This window comes from Pseudomonas sp. ok272, assembly GCF_900109995.1.
In the GTDB taxonomy this organism is placed as follows: Bacteria; Pseudomonadota; Gammaproteobacteria; order Pseudomonadales; family Pseudomonadaceae; genus Aquipseudomonas.
In genome coordinates, this window is sequence record NZ_FOCB01000007.1 from 126,169 (window position 1) to 141,465 (window position 15,297).

The following is a 15,297-nucleotide window of genomic DNA, read 5'->3' on the forward strand; positions in this document are numbered from 1 at the left end:
TGAGCCCGTAGGAGCGAGGCTTGCCCGCGAACCGGCCAGCCCATTCAACATTGATGTCGCCAGACTTACCGCCTTCGCGGGCAAGCCTCGCTCCTACAAGGAATCCGGGCCTGACACGGGATGGGTGTTCACTGTGGACCAGGGTGGGAGCGGGCTTGCTCGCGAAGGCGGCGTATCAGTCAGCACATGCATCAACTGGCGCACTGCCTTCGCGAGCAAGCCCGCTCCCACAGGGGTATTGATTCTCGCAGGGTTAGTCGTGTGCTTTAAAACCCGCGATGGCGCTTGAGGTGTTCGTTGATTTTCGCCGCCGGCACTTTCTGCAAGCTGCGCAGCAGGTCGTGGGACAGCTCGCGCAAGCCGTGTTTGCTGCGCAGTTCAGCGGCCAGGTGGGTCGTCAGGTTGGCGGCCATTTCCGCATCGGCCATGGCCCGGTGAGCCTGGCCGGTGTGCGGCAGGTGGGCGAAGCTGGTGAGGGTGCCGAGCTTGTGGTTGGGCGCGGCCGGCATCAGGCGCCGGGCCAACAGCAGCGAACAGGCAAAGTGCTGCAGGCGGGTGCGTTTGATTCGTCCCAGCTCGAAGTCCCAGAACTTCTGGTCGAAAGCGGCGTTGTGCGCCAGCAACGGCGTGGTGCCCACGAATTCGTTGACCTCATTCATCACCTGCTCGGCCGAGGGCGCGGTGCGCAGCATCGCGTTGCTGATCCCGGTCAGTTGCTCGATGAACCCGGGCACCCGCACACCGGCATTCATCAGGCTCTGGTAACGCTCCACGATCTGGCCTTTTTCCAGGATCACCACGGCGATTTCCGTGGCCCGGCAACTGCTGCTCGGGGAGATCCCGGTGGTTTCAAAGTCGATGACGGCTATGCGTTCCAAACCTGTTCCTTGCGTGTAATGGGTGGTCAGTTTTTAAGCAGCAACGCGCCTTCGATCGGCACGTAGCGGCTGGCGGCGCGAATCAGCGAGTTGGCCGTGAGCCCGGGCACGCCATAGGCGACCGCCGTGACCCCGTGCTTGGCGATGATACGCTCCAGCAGCATGTCGAAATCGCCATCACCGGAGGCCAGCACCACTTCGTCGACATGATCGGCGGCGTCCATGATGTCCAGGGTGATGCCCACGTCCCAGTCGCCCTTGGCCGAGCCGTCGCTGCGCTGGATGTAGGGCTTGAGCTTCACGATGAAGCCCAGGTTGCGCAGGATCTGCTGGAACTGCTGCTGCTTGCTGTCGCCACGGTCGATGGCGTAGGCATAGGCCTCGACGATCTCGCCCTGTTTGCTGATATCAGCCCACAAGGCGGCGTAGTTGAAATGGCAACCATAGGCCTGGCGCACGGTGTAGTAGAGGTTCTGGACATCGGCGAACACTGCGATCTTCTTCACCGCAAATCCTCATGGCGCAGGCGATAGATCGGGCTCAGGGCCCGAAAAGTCGCCCAGTATGCCAGCCACGGGGAAGCTTGCGTGAATCATCCGTCCGGGGCGGCCCAAGGCCCCGGACGAATGGCGAGTCAGACGAAGGAATCGTCGTCGCCAAACAACGATGAGCTGTCATCGCCATAGTCCGTGTCCGCGAAGCCAGCCTGATCATTGCCGGCCATGCGCGCGTCGTCGCCCCAGCCATTGCCGCTGGTGTCGTTGACCTGGGCCGGTTGTTCCTTGATGACTTCGACGATTTCCTGGGGCTGTTGGTTGCTGTGGAACAGGCTGCTGATGCCCTGGGCGAGCATCACGCCGCCGGCCACACCGGCGGCGGTTTTCAGGGCGCCACCGAGGAAGCCGCTGCCCGCTGCCGGAGCCGCTTGCGTGGGTGGCGCATAGTTTTGTTGTGGCGCGCCATAGCCCGGTTGCGGGGCACTGTAGGTGGGTTGCGGCGCCTGATTGGGCGCCGGCCGCCCCGGCTCGCGCCAACCGTTGCCCGCGAACGTCGGAGCGCTTTGCGACGGTGCCGGCTGTGGATCGCGGGCGCCACCAAAGAGGCTGGAGAGAAACCCGCCGCCAGTGCCTGGCGCGGGCGCAGCGGTCTGGGCAGTCGCCTGTTGCAATTGCGCCTCCAACTGTTGAACCTGCTGGGCCAGCTGTTTGTTCTGCTCGTCAAGGTGCTTGATCGTGGCCTCTTGCACCAGAATCGCCTGAGTCATGAAATACCCCGCCGCCGGCTGGCGACCCAGGTGTTCCTTGATCCGCGCCTCGGCCTGGGCATCACGCGGGGCGGAGTCCGTTTCGGCCTGCTGCAGCCGTGAAAACAGTCCATCGATCAGGGTTTGTTCTTCGCTGTTCATGGCGACCTCATAGATTGCCGGAAATCGGTGCCTTCCCCCTTATGAGGGCAGGTGCTCTCCAGTAATGGGGCAGTCACCGATTGTTTCAATGAGGTTTACCGAAGGTTTACCTTGGTTCAGCTTTTGTTCAGCCACCGGCCGCATCGGTTACAGTGGCGACATCTCCTGTAACCGGTGAAGGCGACCGATGAATCCGTTCGAAGTACTGCGCGACTCCCTCTATTTCTTCCAGCGCAACCTGGGCCGCATCGCGGTGCTGTGCCTGCCGTTGGTGATCCTTGAAGCCCTGCTGCAATTACTGGTCGATCACAGCCAGGGGCCGGAGGCCTTTCCCGGTTTCAGCGTGGTGGTCGGGTTGCTGGTGTATCCGCTGTACACCGGCGCGCTGATCCTGTTCCTCGATGCTCGCAGCCGGGGCGAATCCCCGAGCACCATGGCGTTGCTGTCCGCTGCTGCCCGCCTGTGGCCGCGCTTTGCCCTGCTGACGGCGGTCAGCACGTTGCTGATCCTGGTGGGGTTGTCGCTGTACTTCCTGCCGGGGATCTGGCTGATGGTGATGCTGGCGTTCGCCGAGTATTTGCTGGTGCTGCGCAATATGCAGCCATTGGCCGCCATGCGTGAAAGCATGCGCCTTGTTCGCGGTAACTTCCTACGGATCCTGGTGTGCATTCTTTGCGTGATGGGCCCGTTGTGGCTGCTGCGGGGGGCGACGATGTCGATCTACCCGCCGCCGCAGAACCCGATGCTGACGCTGGTCATCGAAAGCGCCCACAGCTTCCTGCAACTGTTCACCAGCGTGGTGCTGTTCCGCCTGTTCATGCTGATCGGCCAAACCCCTGACAAGCCCGAGGGAGGTATCTGACCCCACGGCCCTTGGGATCAGGCCGCGCGCTCGGTTATGCTCGGGGTCACCTTGGTCACACTAAGTCAGTCGAGCCATGTACCGTCTATTGCGCTATACGCTGTTGAGCCTGCTGGTCGTCGTCGCGCTGCTCTACAGCCTGACCTGGCGCCCCGACGCCAAGGAAACGCTGCCCATGCGCTGCGCCGCCGATGCGCCGGTGCTGGTTCCCGGCCAGGCGTTAAAAGTCATGACCTGGAACGTGCAGTACCTGGCGGGCAAACGCTATGTGTTCTGGAATGACCTGGCCCAGGGCACCGACGAAGCGCCAACCCCCGCGGACATGGCCTTCAGCCTGGACGAAGTGGCGCGGGTGATCCGTGACGAACAGCCGGACCTGGTGCTGCTCCAGGAGTTGGATGACAACGCCAAGGCCAGCGACTACCAGGATCAACTCAAGCTGCTGCGTGAACGCCTGACCGACCTCTACCCCTGCTCCACCCAGGCCTTCGACTGGAAAGCCGACTTCGTCCCCAACCTGCATATCTTCGGCAGCGTCGGCCGGCAATTGGCGACCTTGAGCCGCTACCACATCGAACACGCCGAACGCCTGCAACTGCCCGAAACCCAGGGCAACGTCATCAGCCGCCAGTTCCAACCCCGCAATGCCCTGTTGGTGAGTTACCTGCCGCTGCGCGATGGGGGGCAACTGGCGGTGCTCAATACCCACCTCGACCGGGCGCTGCAACCGGACGACACCCTGCAGGACAAGGTGGTCGCCGTGGCCAAGGTGCTGGACAAATACGAGGCCCAGGGAACCGCGTGGTTGATCGGTGGCGACTTCAACCTGTTGCCGCTGGGGCAATATCAGCGCCTGGCCGCCGAACAACGCACGCCCTACTCTGCCGACAGTGCGTTGCACCGGCTGTGGGATAAGTACCCGATGATCCCCACCAATAATGAGGCCAGCGGCGCCGATCGCGACCAGTGGTTGACCCACTACCCCAACGATCCCGGCCTCAACGGTCCGGACCGCACCGTCGACTACCTGTTCTACAGCCCAAAAATCAAGCGGGTGCAAGCCCGGGTGCGGCAGGACGACACCTTGCGCATCTCCGATCACTTGCCGGTGATTGCACGGTTCTTGTTGCCGGCGACACCGTAGATCCCGCGTCCATAACTGTCCCTGTGGGAGCGGGCTTGCTCGCGAAAGCGGTGGGTCAAGCACCCTTGATGCTGAATGTGCTGGCCTCTTCGCCGGCAAGCCGGTCTCGCTCCCACAAAGGGATTTATGGCGTGACACACATCCCGCACCCGACCACCCACCTCTGTGGGAGCGGGCTTGCTCGCGAAAGCGGTGGGTCAAGCGCCCTTGATGTTGAATGTGCTGGCCTCTTCGCGAGCAAGCCCGCTCCCACGAGGGTGAACACATGGCCTAGGCCCAGTCAAAATCCTTTGTTGGCGGATCGTTTCAGGGCTTGCGCGGTTTGATCCGTGCCGTCGCCTCGGCCACCAGCGGGTCATCCGGCCAATAGTGCTTGGGGTAGCGTCCCTTCAGGTCTTTCTTCACTTCGGCGTAGGTGCTGCGCCAGAAGTTGGCCAGGTCCTGGGTCACTTGCACCGGGCGACGGGCTGGTGACAGCAGGTGCAGCTTGACCACCTGCCGCCCGCCGGCGATGCGCGGGGTCTCGGCCAGACCGAACAGTTCCTGCAGGCGCACCGCGAGGATCGGTGGCTGCTCGCTGTAGTCCAGGCGGACCGACGAGCCGGATGGCACGCTCAGGTGATGGGGCGCCTGTTCGTCCAGGCGCTGCGGCAGCGGCCAGGGCAGCAGGTTACGGACGATGCTGGACAGGTCCAGGTTGGCGAAGTGACTGAGGCGCGAGACCCGCGCCAGATACGGCATCAACCACTGTTCCAAGCCCGCCAGCAACGCCGCGTCACTGACATCCGGCCACTGGCTTTCGCCCTGTTGGTCCAGGTCCAACTGACGCAACAGCGCCACCCGCGCTTGCCACTGGCGCAGCTCCGGGGTCCAGGGCAACAGTTCCAGGCCCTTGCGCCGCACCAGGTTGACCAGCGCCTGGCTGCGCGCGCTTTCGTCCAGCCCGGTCAACGGTTCACGGCTGAGCACCAACTCGCCGACCTTGCGCTGGCGCTCGGCGCGCAGCACGCCTTCGCGCTCGTCCCAATCCAATTGATCGACACAGCGCACCTGCTCGGCCAGCACCGAGTCGAACAGCGCCGGATCAAAGTCCGCCGCCAGGTAGATCCGCTCTTCACGCTGGCCCTGGCGGCTGCCCAGGTCGGCGATCACCAGCCAGGTCTGTTTCATCAGGCTGTCGGCCTCGGCGAACAGTGCGGCACGCCCGTTGGCCAGGCGATACTCGGCACCGCCGGCGCGCCGCTGCTGAGCCACCCGGTCTGGATAGGCCAGCGCCAACAGCGCACCGAGCCAGCGCGGATGGTCGGGGTCGGCCACCGGCTGTTCGGCCTTGCCCCGCAGATAGCCGCGATACTGGCGGGCCAACTGCCGCGCCCGCTGCACGCCACCCTGCGCACCGCGAGCGGCGCGTTCTTCGCCCGACAACAGCACCAGGCGGCTATGCAGGTCAGCGCCAGCGCCACGCAAAATGTCCCGCTCGCCGAGCAGCGCCGCGACGTCGCACGCCATGCTCGCCAACCCCAGCGCCTGCCCACGCAACAGCAAATGGGCAATCCGTGGATGGGCCGGCAGCTCCGCCATCGCCTGGCCGTGGCGGGTCAGGGTCTGGTCATCCAGGGCGCCGAGGCGTTGCAGCAACTCCTGGGCCTGGGCATACGCGGCGGCCGGTGGCACGTCGAGCCACACCAGTTGCGTCGGCAAAACACCCCAGCGCCCGAGCTGCAGCGCCAGGCCGGCGAGGTCCGCCGAGAGGATTTCCGCGCTGGCGTAGGCCGCCAGTTGTTCGTGCTGGTCCTGGGACCACAATCGATAACACACCCCCGGCTCCAACCGCCCGGCCCGACCCGCGCGCTGGGTAGCGCTGGCGCGGGAGATGCGCTGGGTGTCGAGGCGGGTCATGCCACTGCCGGGATCGAATCGGGGGACACGCGCCAACCCCGCATCGATCACCACCCGCACGCCATTGATGGTCAAGCTGGTCTCGGCGATGTTGGTCGCCAGCACCACTTTGCGCTGCCCGGGCGGTGCCGGGTCGATGGCCGCACGCTGGGCCGCCAGGTCGAGTTCGCCATGCAGCGGACACAGCAGCACCGGGGAACGCTCACCCAGGGCGTCGATCAGTTGTTGATGGACCCGACGGATTTCCGCCTGCCCGGGCAGGAACACCAGCACGCTGCCGCGTTCATCGTTCAACGCGTCAAGGATGGTCTGCACCACCCGCGGCTCGATGAACTCGCCGCTCTGGAACGGCCGGCCCCAACGCATCGCCACCGGGAACATGCGGCCTTCGCTGCGCAGGATCGGCGCATCGCCCAGCAACCCCGCCAGGCGCTCGCCCTCAAGGGTCGCCGACATCAGCAGGATCTTCAGCGGCTGGTCGTCCCGAAACAGCTCGCGGCCATTGAGGCTCAGGGCCAGGGCCAGGTCCGCATCGAGGCTGCGCTCGTGGTATTCGTCGAAGATCAGCAGGCCCACGCCGTCGAGCGCCGGGTCGTCCTGCAGGCGGCGGGTGAGGATGCCTTCGGTGACCACTTCGATGCGGGTGTTGGGCCCGACCTTGCTGTCCAGGCGGATCCGGTAGCCCACGGTGTCGCCGACCTTTTCCCCCAGCTCGCTGGCCAGCCGCTCGGCCGCCGCCCGCGCCGCCAGCCGGCGTGGTTCGAGCATCAGGATGGTTTGCCCGGCCAGCCACGGCTCGTTCAACAGCGCCAGCGGCACCCGGGTGGTCTTACCGGCGCCGGGCGGTGCTTCGAGCACGGCTTCGTGGCGTGTCGCCAGGGCGTCACGCAGCGCGGGTAGAACGTCATCAATCGGCAGTGAGATCATGCTGGCTCCAAAACAGAGGGCCGAGTATAACGGCGAACTGTTTGGCGTAGTCTGTACTCCAACCGGCAACACTTCGTTTCAAGCTAGCTCAGGAGATTCCCCATGCGTGCTCCCTTTCGCCTGATCGGCGGTGTATTGGTCGCGGCCCTGCTGACCCAAATGACCGCTTGCGGTTCGATTTTCTACCCGGATCGGCGTGGCCAGATCGACGGCAAGATCGACCCGGCCATCGCCGTGCTCGATGCCGTGGGCCTGTTGTTCTATGTGATCCCGGGGCTGATCGCCTTCGCCGTCGACTTCACCACCGGCGCGATCTACTTCGAACCGGGCAAGACCGCCCAGGTTGATCCACAGACGCTCAAGCCAGCGGTGAATGCCGACGGCACGGTCGACCCTCACAAGCTGCAGGCGATTCTTCAAAGCGAGTTGGGCCGCAACCTGCCGCTGGACGACCCACGCCTGATCCAGCACAAGGGCAGCGCCCAGCAACTGGCGATGTTCGGCCTGCAGCCAGCCGCATAGGGAACACGTGAGCGATGAGCAACAGCCCCGAACACGCTCGCCTGTTACGCCTGGCCACCCGCGCCTCGGTGGCGGTGGCCTGCACTCTGATTGTGGCCAAGGCGATTGCCTGGTGGTTCAGCGGCTCGGTGAGCATGCTCGCCGGGTTGACGGACTCGGCACTCGATGGCGTGACCTCGCTGCTCAATCTGCTGGCGGTGCACTACGCGTTGCGCCCCGCCGATGACGACCACCGTTACGGACACGGCAAGGCTGAATCCCTGGCCGGCATGGCGCAGGCATTGTTCATCGCCGGCAGTGCCATGTTGATCGCCTTCCAGGCCTTCGAACGGATCAAGAACCCCGAGCCGGTGGGTGCGCCGTGGCTGAGTATCGCGGTGATCGTATTGTCCCTGGCCCTGACCGCGGCGCTGCTGACCCTGCAACACCGGGTCATCCGCGAAACCGGCTCCACGGCGGTGCGGGCCGACTCGCTGCACTACCGTTCCGACCTGCTGCTCAACGGCAGTATCCTGCTGGCCCTGGTGTTGGCCGGTTTTGGCTGGCACCAAGTGGATGCGTGGTTTGGCCTGGGCATCGCGGTCTACATTTTGTGGAGCGCGATCCAGATCGCCCGGGAAAGCTTTACCGTGCTGATGGATGAAGAGCTACCGTCCGAGGTCAGCCAGCACATGCTGGAGCTGGCGTGCAGCGTGCCGGGGGTGCTCGGCGCCCACGACCTGCGCACGCGGGTCTCGGGCAATCACTGGTTCGTCCAGTTGCACCTGGAGTTGCCGGGAGCGTTGACCCTGTCGGTGGCCCACGCCATCAGCGACCAGGCCGCCGATGCGATCCATGCCGCCTACCCGCGGGCCGAAGTGCTGGTGCACGCCGACCCGCAGGACGTGGTCAAGGCCGCCCGGACTCAGTAATTGACCTGATAACCCCGCGCGCTCAGGCAATTGCTCTGGGCCTGGCGGTAGGCCTGCACCACTTGTGGTGCAGGCTGATATGTCGCCGCCTGTGGATCGAAACCACTTTGCTGCACCGCCCAGCGATAGCAGTCCTGCCCGTCCTGGGCGACTTGCTGCGGCGACTGCCCATTGGCCGGATACGCCACCACGTCATACCCATTGCCCTGCGGCTGCGGCGCGGGCACCCCGACCGGTTGCTGCACCACCACATAATCCTGGGTCGCGGGTTGGTAGCTGTAATAAGCGCCGGCGGCGAGGAAGAACAACGCCCCGCCGATCCAGACTTCCTGGGCGTAATCCGGCAGGTAACCGACCCGGATCCCGTAGGGCGGGCGGACGACGACGTAGCGCGGACCTTGCGGGCGATACCAGTAGCCACCCGAGAAGAAGTAGTCCTGGCCGCGGTAGGGCACGCGGAAGTTGCGATCAGGAAAACGCTCGGTCACGTACCCCGGCCGATACTGCGGACCGGGTCCCCAGCCATTGCCATGACCATTGGGACGACCCGGCCACTGCTGGTCATGGCTCGGACGCGGGCCTTGATAACCACCCTGTCCATGGCCGTTGTAATCGTTGCGCCGAGGCACGTCCTGGTAGTAACCGCGTTGCGGCTCCTGGGTCTGGTGCACCGTGTCCGGGCGCCCTTGGATCGGCAGGCTACTGGGCGATGGCGGCGCAGGCCGGTTCTGGACCTGGCCATTGGGCGCTTGCGGCGCACGCCCCTGGCCATTGCCACCGCCCTGGTTGTGCCCGTTGTGTTCGAACGGCTGGCTATTGCCGCCCTGTGGACGCGGTTCGTTATTTTGTGGCCGAGGCTGATTGTTTTGCGGGCGCGGTTGATTGTTGCCCTGATGGCCCTCGCCACCCCCGTGCTGGCCACCCCCGTTGTTATGTTGCTGGGGGTGCGGCTCTTCCCCCTGGTTTTCGGCCAGCAAGGGTGTGCTGACACTGACACACAACAAACCCACACCTGCCATACGCCAGATGCTCGACTTCATGCTATTCCTCACTGCGACTGATGACCTTGTTAGATAAGACTGGAAAAGCACAGGCCGGTTCTGCGACAGGTTATCAGTCAGCCGACTTATTTCTCAGGCATAAAAAAGGGAGACCCGTCGGCCTCCCCTTGAGAACTTCGTCCGTGCTCGACGCTTGTGGCGCCGGCTCACCTCACGCCGTCTTCTGGACAGTGTGTAGCCCGGGGGCCAACTCAGCTCCGGTGGGAGCGGTGGCCGCGGCTGGCCTGATTCGGCGGGCCGCTGTGGACTGTGTGTCCGGGCAGTGATTCTGGTAATAAGAATAGGCCTGGGGCTGCAGCAGAGGATTGCGAAGATTGCTCAAACAAACATGACTTGCGCAATTTTTAACCCTGGATAGATAATTGGCCGCAATTGATACGAGAAAGGCATCATTCATGAGCAAACTTGACCGATACGACTTGAGCATTTTGGCGGAATTGCAGCGTGACGCGCGCATCTCCAACCAGGAACTGGCCGAGCGCATCGGCCTGTCGCCATCCCCGTGCTCACGGCGCGTCAAACAACTGGAAGACGACGGGTTCATTTCGCGGCAGGTTGCGCTGCTGGATCGCAAGTTGCTCGGCCTGAGCCTGACGGCCTACGTGCTGATCGGCATGGACCGCCACACCCCCGAGCGCTTCGAAAACTTCGAGGCGGCCATCCGTACCCTGCCCCAGGTGCTCGAATGCAGCCTGGTCACCGGGGTGGATGCCGACTACCAACTCAAGGTCGTCGTGCCGGACATGGACCATTACCAGAAGCTGCTGCTCGGCCACCTGACCCGCATCGAAGGCGTCACCAGCGTGCGCTCGAGCTTCGTGCTCAACCAGGTGCTCAACAGCACCGAGCTGCCGCTGACTCACCTGCGCGGCTGAACAGCGGAATCGACGGTAACCAGCGGCCCCTGTGGGAGCAACTGTCTTAGCCATGCCGCTCGTCACCTCCATCGCGAGCAGGAATCTGGGTTGAGCCCGTAGGAGCGAGGCTTGCCCGCGAACCAGCCAGCCCATCCAACATCAATGTCGCCAGACGTACCACCTTCGCGGGCAAGCCTTAATGCCAGTCAGTTAAGGCGCCAAACCTGTGGGAGCGAGCCTGCTCGCGAAGACGGCAACACAGCCAACATCTCCGTTGACTGACCTACTGCTATCGCGAGCAGGCTCGCTCCCACGTGGGTTTCGCTTAACTGACTGGCATTAGGGCAAGCCTCGCTCCTACAAGGAATCCGGGCCTGACACGGGATGGGTGTTCACCGCTCCCACAGGGGCGTCGCCGGCACAGGCGATAAGGCGCTGCGACAGACCGACGCACGTCAATGCCCGCCAATAATCATTGGCGTATACTGCGCGCCGTCTTGGCGCCGCCCTGTTGGCCCCGTCCCTGTCCGAGAGACCCAATGAATTCCATTGATCCCGCATTGCTTGAAGAATGGATGATGACTGGCCTGGTCACCATCCTGATTATTTTCATGGGCTTCATCGTCTGGGACCTGGCGAAGAAATCCAAGGCCGGGCGCTTTGGTTCGTTCATCCTGTTCTTTGTGCTGGGCCTGGGCGTCGCGGCGTTCATCATCAAGAGCGTGGTGATCGGCCTGATCGAGTCCGGCGTCTTATAGTTTGGCCGGCACTTCCCGGTACTGCCCCTGATCGAGCCCCTCGATCGACCACTGGCCGATCCGCACGCGCACCAGGCGCAGGGTCGGCAGGCCCACGGCGGCGGTCATGCGCCGCACCTGGCGATTGCGCCCTTCGCGAATCACCAACTCCAGCCAATGGGTCGGCACGCTCTTGCGAAAGCGCACCGGCGGATTGCGTGGCCACAACTGCGGCTCATCCAAGGCTCGGGCCTCGGCGGGCAAGGTCATGCCGTCATTGAGTTCGACGCCGTCACGCAGGCGCTGCAACTGCTCGGCGCTGGGCTCACCTTCCACCTGCACCCAATAAGTCTTGGCCAGCTTGTGCTTGGGGTCGGCAATCCGCGCCTGGAGCTGGCCATCATTGGTCAGCAGCAACAGGCCTTCGCTGTCACGGTCCAAGCGGCCGGCCGGGTAGATCCCGGGGATGTCGATGAAATCCTTGAGCGTCGCCCGCCCTTCACCGTCGCTGAATTGCGTCAGCACATCGAAGGGTTTGTTGAACAGGATCAGTTTCGGCTCCGCAGGCGGGGCCTTGGCCACGCGACGCGGGGCTGAAGACGAGGGCTTGGCGCCTGGGTGGCGCGACGGTGGACGTGGAGGACGGGACATGGACTGCGCAACATCTAACGGTCAGGGCTGCTCATGCTAGTGCCCCGACCGTCAAATGACCACGACAACTGTCAGCGGAATGGCGGCTCGTCGAAGCTGCGCAGCTTGCGCGAGTGCAGCGAGTTGAGTTCGGTGCGCAGCAGGTCCACGGCCTCGATGCCAATTTTCAGGTGCTGGCTGACGGCACGCTCGTAGAACGCGTTGGCCGAACCCGGCAGCTTGATCTCACTGTGCAACGGCTTGTCGGAGACACACAGCAAGGTGCCGTAGGGCACCCGCAGCCGGTAGCCCTGGGCGGCGATCGTGCCGCTTTCCATGTCTACCGCCACCGCGCGCGACAGGTTGATCAGCGGCCGTTCCTGGGCCCAGCGCAGCTCCCAGTTGCGGTCGTCGTAGGTCAGCACGGTGCCGGTGCGCAGGCGTTTCTTCAGTTCTTCGCCCTTCTCGCCCGTGACGTTGGCGGCCGCTTGCTGCAGCGCCATCTGCACCTCGGCCAGGGCCGGGATTGGAATGTTCGGCGGCACCACCCGGTCGAGAATCCCGTCGCGGCGCATGTAGGCGTGGGCCAACACGTAGTCGCCGATGGTCTGCGATTGGCGCAGGCCGCCGCAGTGACCGATCATCAGCCAGCAGTGCGGGCGCAAGACCGCCAGGTGATCGGTGATGTTCTTGGCGTTGGACGGGCCGACGCCAATGTTGACCAGGGTCACGCCGTGGCCGTCGGAGGCCAGCAAGTGGTAGGCCGGCATCTGGTAACGGTGCCAGACCACGCCCGCGGCAATGGCCGACGCTTCGCCGTGATCCATGCTCTTTTCGATGATCACGTTGCCCGGCAACACCATGCGCACAAAGCGGGGGTCGTTGCGCAACCGCTCCAGGCCATGGACGATGAACTGGTCGACATAGCGGTGGTAGTTGGTCAGCAGGATCCACGGCTGCACATGGCGCCAGTCGCTGCCGGTGTAATGCACCAGGCGCCGCAGGGAGAAGTCCACCCGGGCCGCATCGAACAGCGCCAGGGGCAGCGGATCGGTGTTTTCCCAATCGTAGAGGCCGTCGGCAATGCCATCGGTGGCCGCCGACAGGTCGGTGCTGGGGAACACCCGCGCCAGCACTGCGGCAGTCACGCCGGAACCGGCCAACTCATCGCCCTGCTCGACCACGTAGGGGTACGGGATGTTCTGCTCGCTGACGCCCACTTCCACCGTCACGGTGAAGTCGTGCATCAGCGGCACCAGTTGCTCCAGCAAGTATTTACGGAAGGCGGCGGGATGGGTGACGGTGACGCTGTAGGTGCCCGGCAACTGCACCTTGGCGTAAGCCCGAGTGGTTTGTGGGACTTCGCCCTGGCACAGGTAAGTCAGGCGCAATTGCGGGTAGCGAAACATGGCGCGCTGTTCGGCATCGGGCTCGACACGGTCCTTCAGGTAGCGCTTGAGCGCCTGGCTCAAGGCCGTGGTGGCTCGCTCGTGCAGAGCGGCAAGCCGGTCCACGGCTTGTTCAGCGGTTTGAACGACAACAAAGGCTTCGGTCACGATCAGCTTCCTGTGTTCTGGCTTGCAGGCGTTCATCTTGCCTGCATCGTTGCGTCACGGGAACCGTCGTGTGTGAGCCATGCGTCAATCCATGAGCCACCCATGCCACCTGTGGGAGCGGGCTTGCTCGCGAAGGCGGTGTGTCAGTCACCTGTCGATCAACTGACAGATTGCCTTCGCGAGCAAGCCCGCTCCCACAAGGGGTGTTGTGGTGTTCGCTGATCCGTGGTCAAAAACCCTGCGGGGTCGAACGGGCGACGATGGCTTGCACCTCGACGCCTCGCGGCAAGGTGCCATACGCCCGGCCCGACGCATCCCCCAAGCGACTGGCAATAAACCCGTCACTCACCGCCGCATTCCCCGCCTCCAGCAGCAACTTGGCCTGCAACCCCAGGGCAATGTCCTCGGTCAGTTGCCGGGCGCGGTACTGGATGTCGCCGGTGTCCTTGAACGCGGCGTGCAACTGGCGGATGTGGGCGGCCAGGCGCTTGTCGCCATGACCGTCGCCCAACTCATCGAACAACGCATCCAGCACGCCCGGCTCTTTGGACAAGGCACGCAGCACATCCAGGCACTGCACGTTGCCGGAGCCTTCCCACGTCGAATTCACCGGGGCCTCGCGGTACAGACGCGGCAGGATGCTGTCCTCGACGTAACCGGCGCCGCCCATGCATTCGGCGGCTTCATTGATCATGGCCGGGGCGCGCTTGCAGATCCAATACTTGCCCACTGCCGTGACCAGGCGGGCGAACTTGTCTTCCTGGGCATCCGCCAGATGGTCCAGCGCCCGGCCCATGCGCAGGCTCAGGGCCAGGGCGGCTTCGCTTTCCAGGGCCAGGTCGGCCAGGACGTTTTGCATCAGCGGCTGCTCACTGAGCAGCTTGCCGCTCACCCGGCGGTGCGCGCAGTGATGGCTGGCCTGGGTCAGCGCCTGGCGCATCAAGGCACTGGAGCCGACCATGCAATCAAAACGGGTCATGGCCACCATCTCGATGATGGTCGGCACACCGCGCCCCTCCTCGCCAATCATCCAGGCCAGCGCCCCACGGAACTCGACTTCGCTGGAGGCATTGGAGCTGTTGCCCAGCTTGTTTTTAAGGCGTTGGATATAGAACTGGTTACGCGTGTCATCCGGACGATGGCGCGGCAGCAGGAAACAGGTCAGGCCTTTGTCGGTTTGCGCCAGGGTCAGGAACGCATCACACATCGGCGCCGAGCAGAACCACTTGTGGCCGACCAGCTCATAGGCCTGCCCCGGGCCGGCGGCGCCCACGGGATAGGCCTTGGTGGTGTTGGCCCGCACGTCGGTGCCGCCCTGTTTCTCGGTCATCGCCATACCAATCGTGACCCCCGCCTTGTGGGCCATGCCGACATTGCGTGGGTCGTATTCGGTGGCGAGGATTTTCGGCAGCCACCGCTTGGCGATGTCCGGTTGCAGGCGTAAGGCCGGGACACTGGCGAAGGTCATGGTCAGCGGGCAGCCACTGCCGGCTTCGGCCTGACTGTGCAGGTAGCTCATGGCGGCGCGGGCGACATGGGCGCCGGGTTGCGGATCGGTCCAGGGCAAGGAGGTCAGGCCGTGCTCGATCGCGGTGCGCATCAGCTCATGGTAGGCGGGGTGAAACTCCACCAGGTCGAGGCGATGACCGTAGCGGTCATGGCTGGAGAATACCGGTTTGTTCTGGTTGGCCAGGAACCCCGCCGCCATCAGCGGCCCACCCGCCAGCGCGCCATAGGCGTCAATCCGCGCGTCCGCCCAACCGGCCCCGAACGCCCGCGACCATGCCTGCAGCGGCAGGTCGATGCGGTACAGGTTGGTGCCGTCCAGCGACGGCGGCTGATTGGTGACTTCGTGGGTTTCGGCGAACTGATGCAGGTTCATGGCGGGCCTCCTTGGGTCAGTTGGAC

14 protein-coding genes are annotated in these 15,297 nt (G+C 64.3%); 6 read left to right on the forward strand and 8 right to left on the reverse strand.

Annotated elements, in window-relative coordinates; all coding sequences use genetic code 11:
• Nucleotides 1–266: 266 nt before the first annotated feature.
• The 3 genes from BMW74_RS12570 to BMW74_RS12580 form a co-directional block, all read right to left on the reverse strand.
• Nucleotides 267–878, reverse strand: coding sequence for a 3'-5' exonuclease (locus BMW74_RS12570; protein ID WP_093419933.1), 612 nt, complete (start codon nucleotides 876–878; stop codon nucleotides 267–269).
• 26 nt (nucleotides 879–904) lie between these two features.
• Nucleotides 905–1,384 (reverse strand): LabA-like NYN domain-containing protein, encoded by a 480-nt coding sequence (locus BMW74_RS12575; protein ID WP_093419936.1) that lies wholly within the window; start codon nucleotides 1,382–1,384, stop codon nucleotides 905–907.
• A 128-nt stretch (nucleotides 1,385–1,512) separates the two neighbouring features.
• Entirely contained in the window at nucleotides 1,513–2,283 is a 771-nt protein-coding gene (locus BMW74_RS12580; RefSeq protein WP_093419940.1) for a DUF2076 domain-containing protein, read from the reverse strand.
• 187 nt (nucleotides 2,284–2,470) lie between these two features.
• Between BMW74_RS12580 and BMW74_RS12585 the strand changes: the two genes are divergently transcribed.
• A complete protein-coding gene (locus tag BMW74_RS12585) occupies nucleotides 2,471–3,145 on the forward strand; it encodes a YciC family protein (RefSeq protein WP_093419945.1) in 675 nt (224 codons plus the stop codon).
• Nucleotides 3,146–3,221: 76 nt separating this feature from the next.
• Nucleotides 3,222–4,289 carry an endonuclease/exonuclease/phosphatase family protein gene (locus tag BMW74_RS12590; protein ID WP_093419950.1) on the forward strand — a complete coding sequence of 356 codons (1,068 nt, stop codon included), beginning with the start codon at nucleotides 3,222–3,224 and terminating at the stop codon, nucleotides 4,287–4,289.
• Nucleotides 4,290–4,595: 306 nt separating this feature from the next.
• Here BMW74_RS12590 and hrpB read toward each other — a convergent pair whose 3' ends face one another.
• The gene (hrpB, locus tag BMW74_RS12595) at nucleotides 4,596–7,115 is read right to left on the reverse strand and encodes an ATP-dependent helicase HrpB (protein WP_093419956.1); all 2,520 of its coding nucleotides are present in this window, start codon (nucleotides 7,113–7,115) and stop codon (nucleotides 4,596–4,598) included.
• A 102-nt stretch (nucleotides 7,116–7,217) separates the two neighbouring features.
• Here hrpB and BMW74_RS12600 point away from each other — a divergent pair, with 102 nt between their 5' ends.
• Together BMW74_RS12600 and BMW74_RS12605 are read left to right on the forward strand one after the other, a co-directional pair.
• Nucleotides 7,218–7,637: a polyribonucleotide nucleotidyltransferase gene (locus BMW74_RS12600; RefSeq protein WP_093419961.1), complete on the forward strand. Its 420-nt coding sequence runs from the start codon at nucleotides 7,218–7,220 to the stop codon at nucleotides 7,635–7,637.
• A gap of 14 nt (nucleotides 7,638–7,651) precedes the next feature.
• Nucleotides 7,652–8,548 carry a cation diffusion facilitator family transporter gene (locus BMW74_RS12605; protein WP_093419965.1) on the forward strand — a complete coding sequence of 299 codons (897 nt, stop codon included), beginning with the start codon at nucleotides 7,652–7,654 and terminating at the stop codon, nucleotides 8,546–8,548.
• On the opposite strand, the gene BMW74_RS12610 is transcribed toward BMW74_RS12605, so the two are convergent.
• Complete coding sequence (locus BMW74_RS12610; protein ID WP_093419971.1) at nucleotides 8,542–9,588, reverse strand: DUF6515 family protein; 1,047 nt, start codon at nucleotides 9,586–9,588, stop codon at nucleotides 8,542–8,544. The genes BMW74_RS12605 and BMW74_RS12610 overlap by 7 nt on opposite strands.
• A 416-nt stretch (nucleotides 9,589–10,004) precedes the next feature.
• On the opposite strand from BMW74_RS12610, the gene BMW74_RS12615 reads away from it, so the two are divergent.
• Nucleotides 10,005–10,484, forward strand: a complete 480-nt coding sequence (locus tag BMW74_RS12615) for an Lrp/AsnC family transcriptional regulator (RefSeq protein WP_093419977.1) — start codon at nucleotides 10,005–10,007, stop codon at nucleotides 10,482–10,484.
• 530 nt (nucleotides 10,485–11,014) lie between these two features.
• On the forward strand, nucleotides 11,015–11,224 hold the full coding sequence (locus BMW74_RS12620; RefSeq protein WP_093420504.1) for a DUF2788 domain-containing protein: 210 nt from the start codon (nucleotides 11,015–11,017) through the stop codon (nucleotides 11,222–11,224).
• On the opposite strand, the gene BMW74_RS12625 is transcribed toward BMW74_RS12620, so the two are convergent.
• The 3 genes from BMW74_RS12625 to BMW74_RS12635 all read right to left on the reverse strand — a co-directional run bounded on the left by BMW74_RS12625 (nucleotide 11,219) and on the right by BMW74_RS12635 (nucleotide 15,271).
• Nucleotides 11,219–11,785 (reverse strand): pseudouridine synthase, encoded by a 567-nt coding sequence (locus BMW74_RS12625; RefSeq protein ID WP_175479212.1) that lies wholly within the window; start codon nucleotides 11,783–11,785, stop codon nucleotides 11,219–11,221. The two genes, BMW74_RS12620 and BMW74_RS12625, sit on opposite strands and share 6 nt — an antisense overlap.
• Nucleotides 11,786–11,925: 140 nt before the next feature.
• Nucleotides 11,926–13,425 (reverse strand): AMP nucleosidase, encoded by a 1,500-nt coding sequence (amn, locus tag BMW74_RS12630; RefSeq protein ID WP_175479204.1) that lies wholly within the window; start codon nucleotides 13,423–13,425, stop codon nucleotides 11,926–11,928.
• Between the two features lie 193 nt (nucleotides 13,426–13,618).
• Nucleotides 13,619–15,271: an acyl-CoA dehydrogenase family protein gene (locus BMW74_RS12635; protein ID WP_093419987.1), complete on the reverse strand. Its 1,653-nt coding sequence runs from the start codon at nucleotides 15,269–15,271 to the stop codon at nucleotides 13,619–13,621.
• Between the last annotated feature and the right edge of the window lie 26 nt (nucleotides 15,272–15,297).

Excerpts from the sequence above, each read along its gene's own strand:
- BMW74_RS12600 (WP_093419961.1), top strand. The coding sequence starts at position 7,218 with ATGCGTGCTCCCTTTCGCCTGATCGGCGGTGTATTGGTCGCGGCCCTG.
- BMW74_RS12635 (WP_093419987.1), bottom strand. The coding sequence starts at position 15,271 with ATGAACCTGCATCAGTTCGCCGAAACCCACGAAGTCACCAATCAGCCG.
- BMW74_RS12590 (WP_093419950.1), top strand. The coding sequence starts at position 3,222 with ATGTACCGTCTATTGCGCTATACGCTGTTGAGCCTGCTGGTCGTCGTC.
- BMW74_RS12585 (WP_093419945.1), top strand. The coding sequence starts at position 2,471 with ATGAATCCGTTCGAAGTACTGCGCGACTCCCTCTATTTCTTCCAGCGC.
- amn (WP_175479204.1), bottom strand. The coding sequence starts at position 13,425 with ATGAACGCCTGCAAGCCAGAACACAGGAAGCTGATCGTGACCGAAGCC.
- BMW74_RS12580 (WP_093419940.1), bottom strand. The coding sequence starts at position 2,283 with ATGAACAGCGAAGAACAAACCCTGATCGATGGACTGTTTTCACGGCTG.
- BMW74_RS12605 (WP_093419965.1), top strand. The coding sequence starts at position 7,652 with ATGAGCAACAGCCCCGAACACGCTCGCCTGTTACGCCTGGCCACCCGC.
- BMW74_RS12615 (WP_093419977.1), top strand. The coding sequence starts at position 10,005 with ATGAGCAAACTTGACCGATACGACTTGAGCATTTTGGCGGAATTGCAG.
- hrpB (WP_093419956.1), bottom strand. The coding sequence starts at position 7,115 with ATGATCTCACTGCCGATTGATGACGTTCTACCCGCGCTGCGTGACGCC.
- BMW74_RS12610 (WP_093419971.1), bottom strand. The coding sequence starts at position 9,588 with ATGAAGTCGAGCATCTGGCGTATGGCAGGTGTGGGTTTGTTGTGTGTC.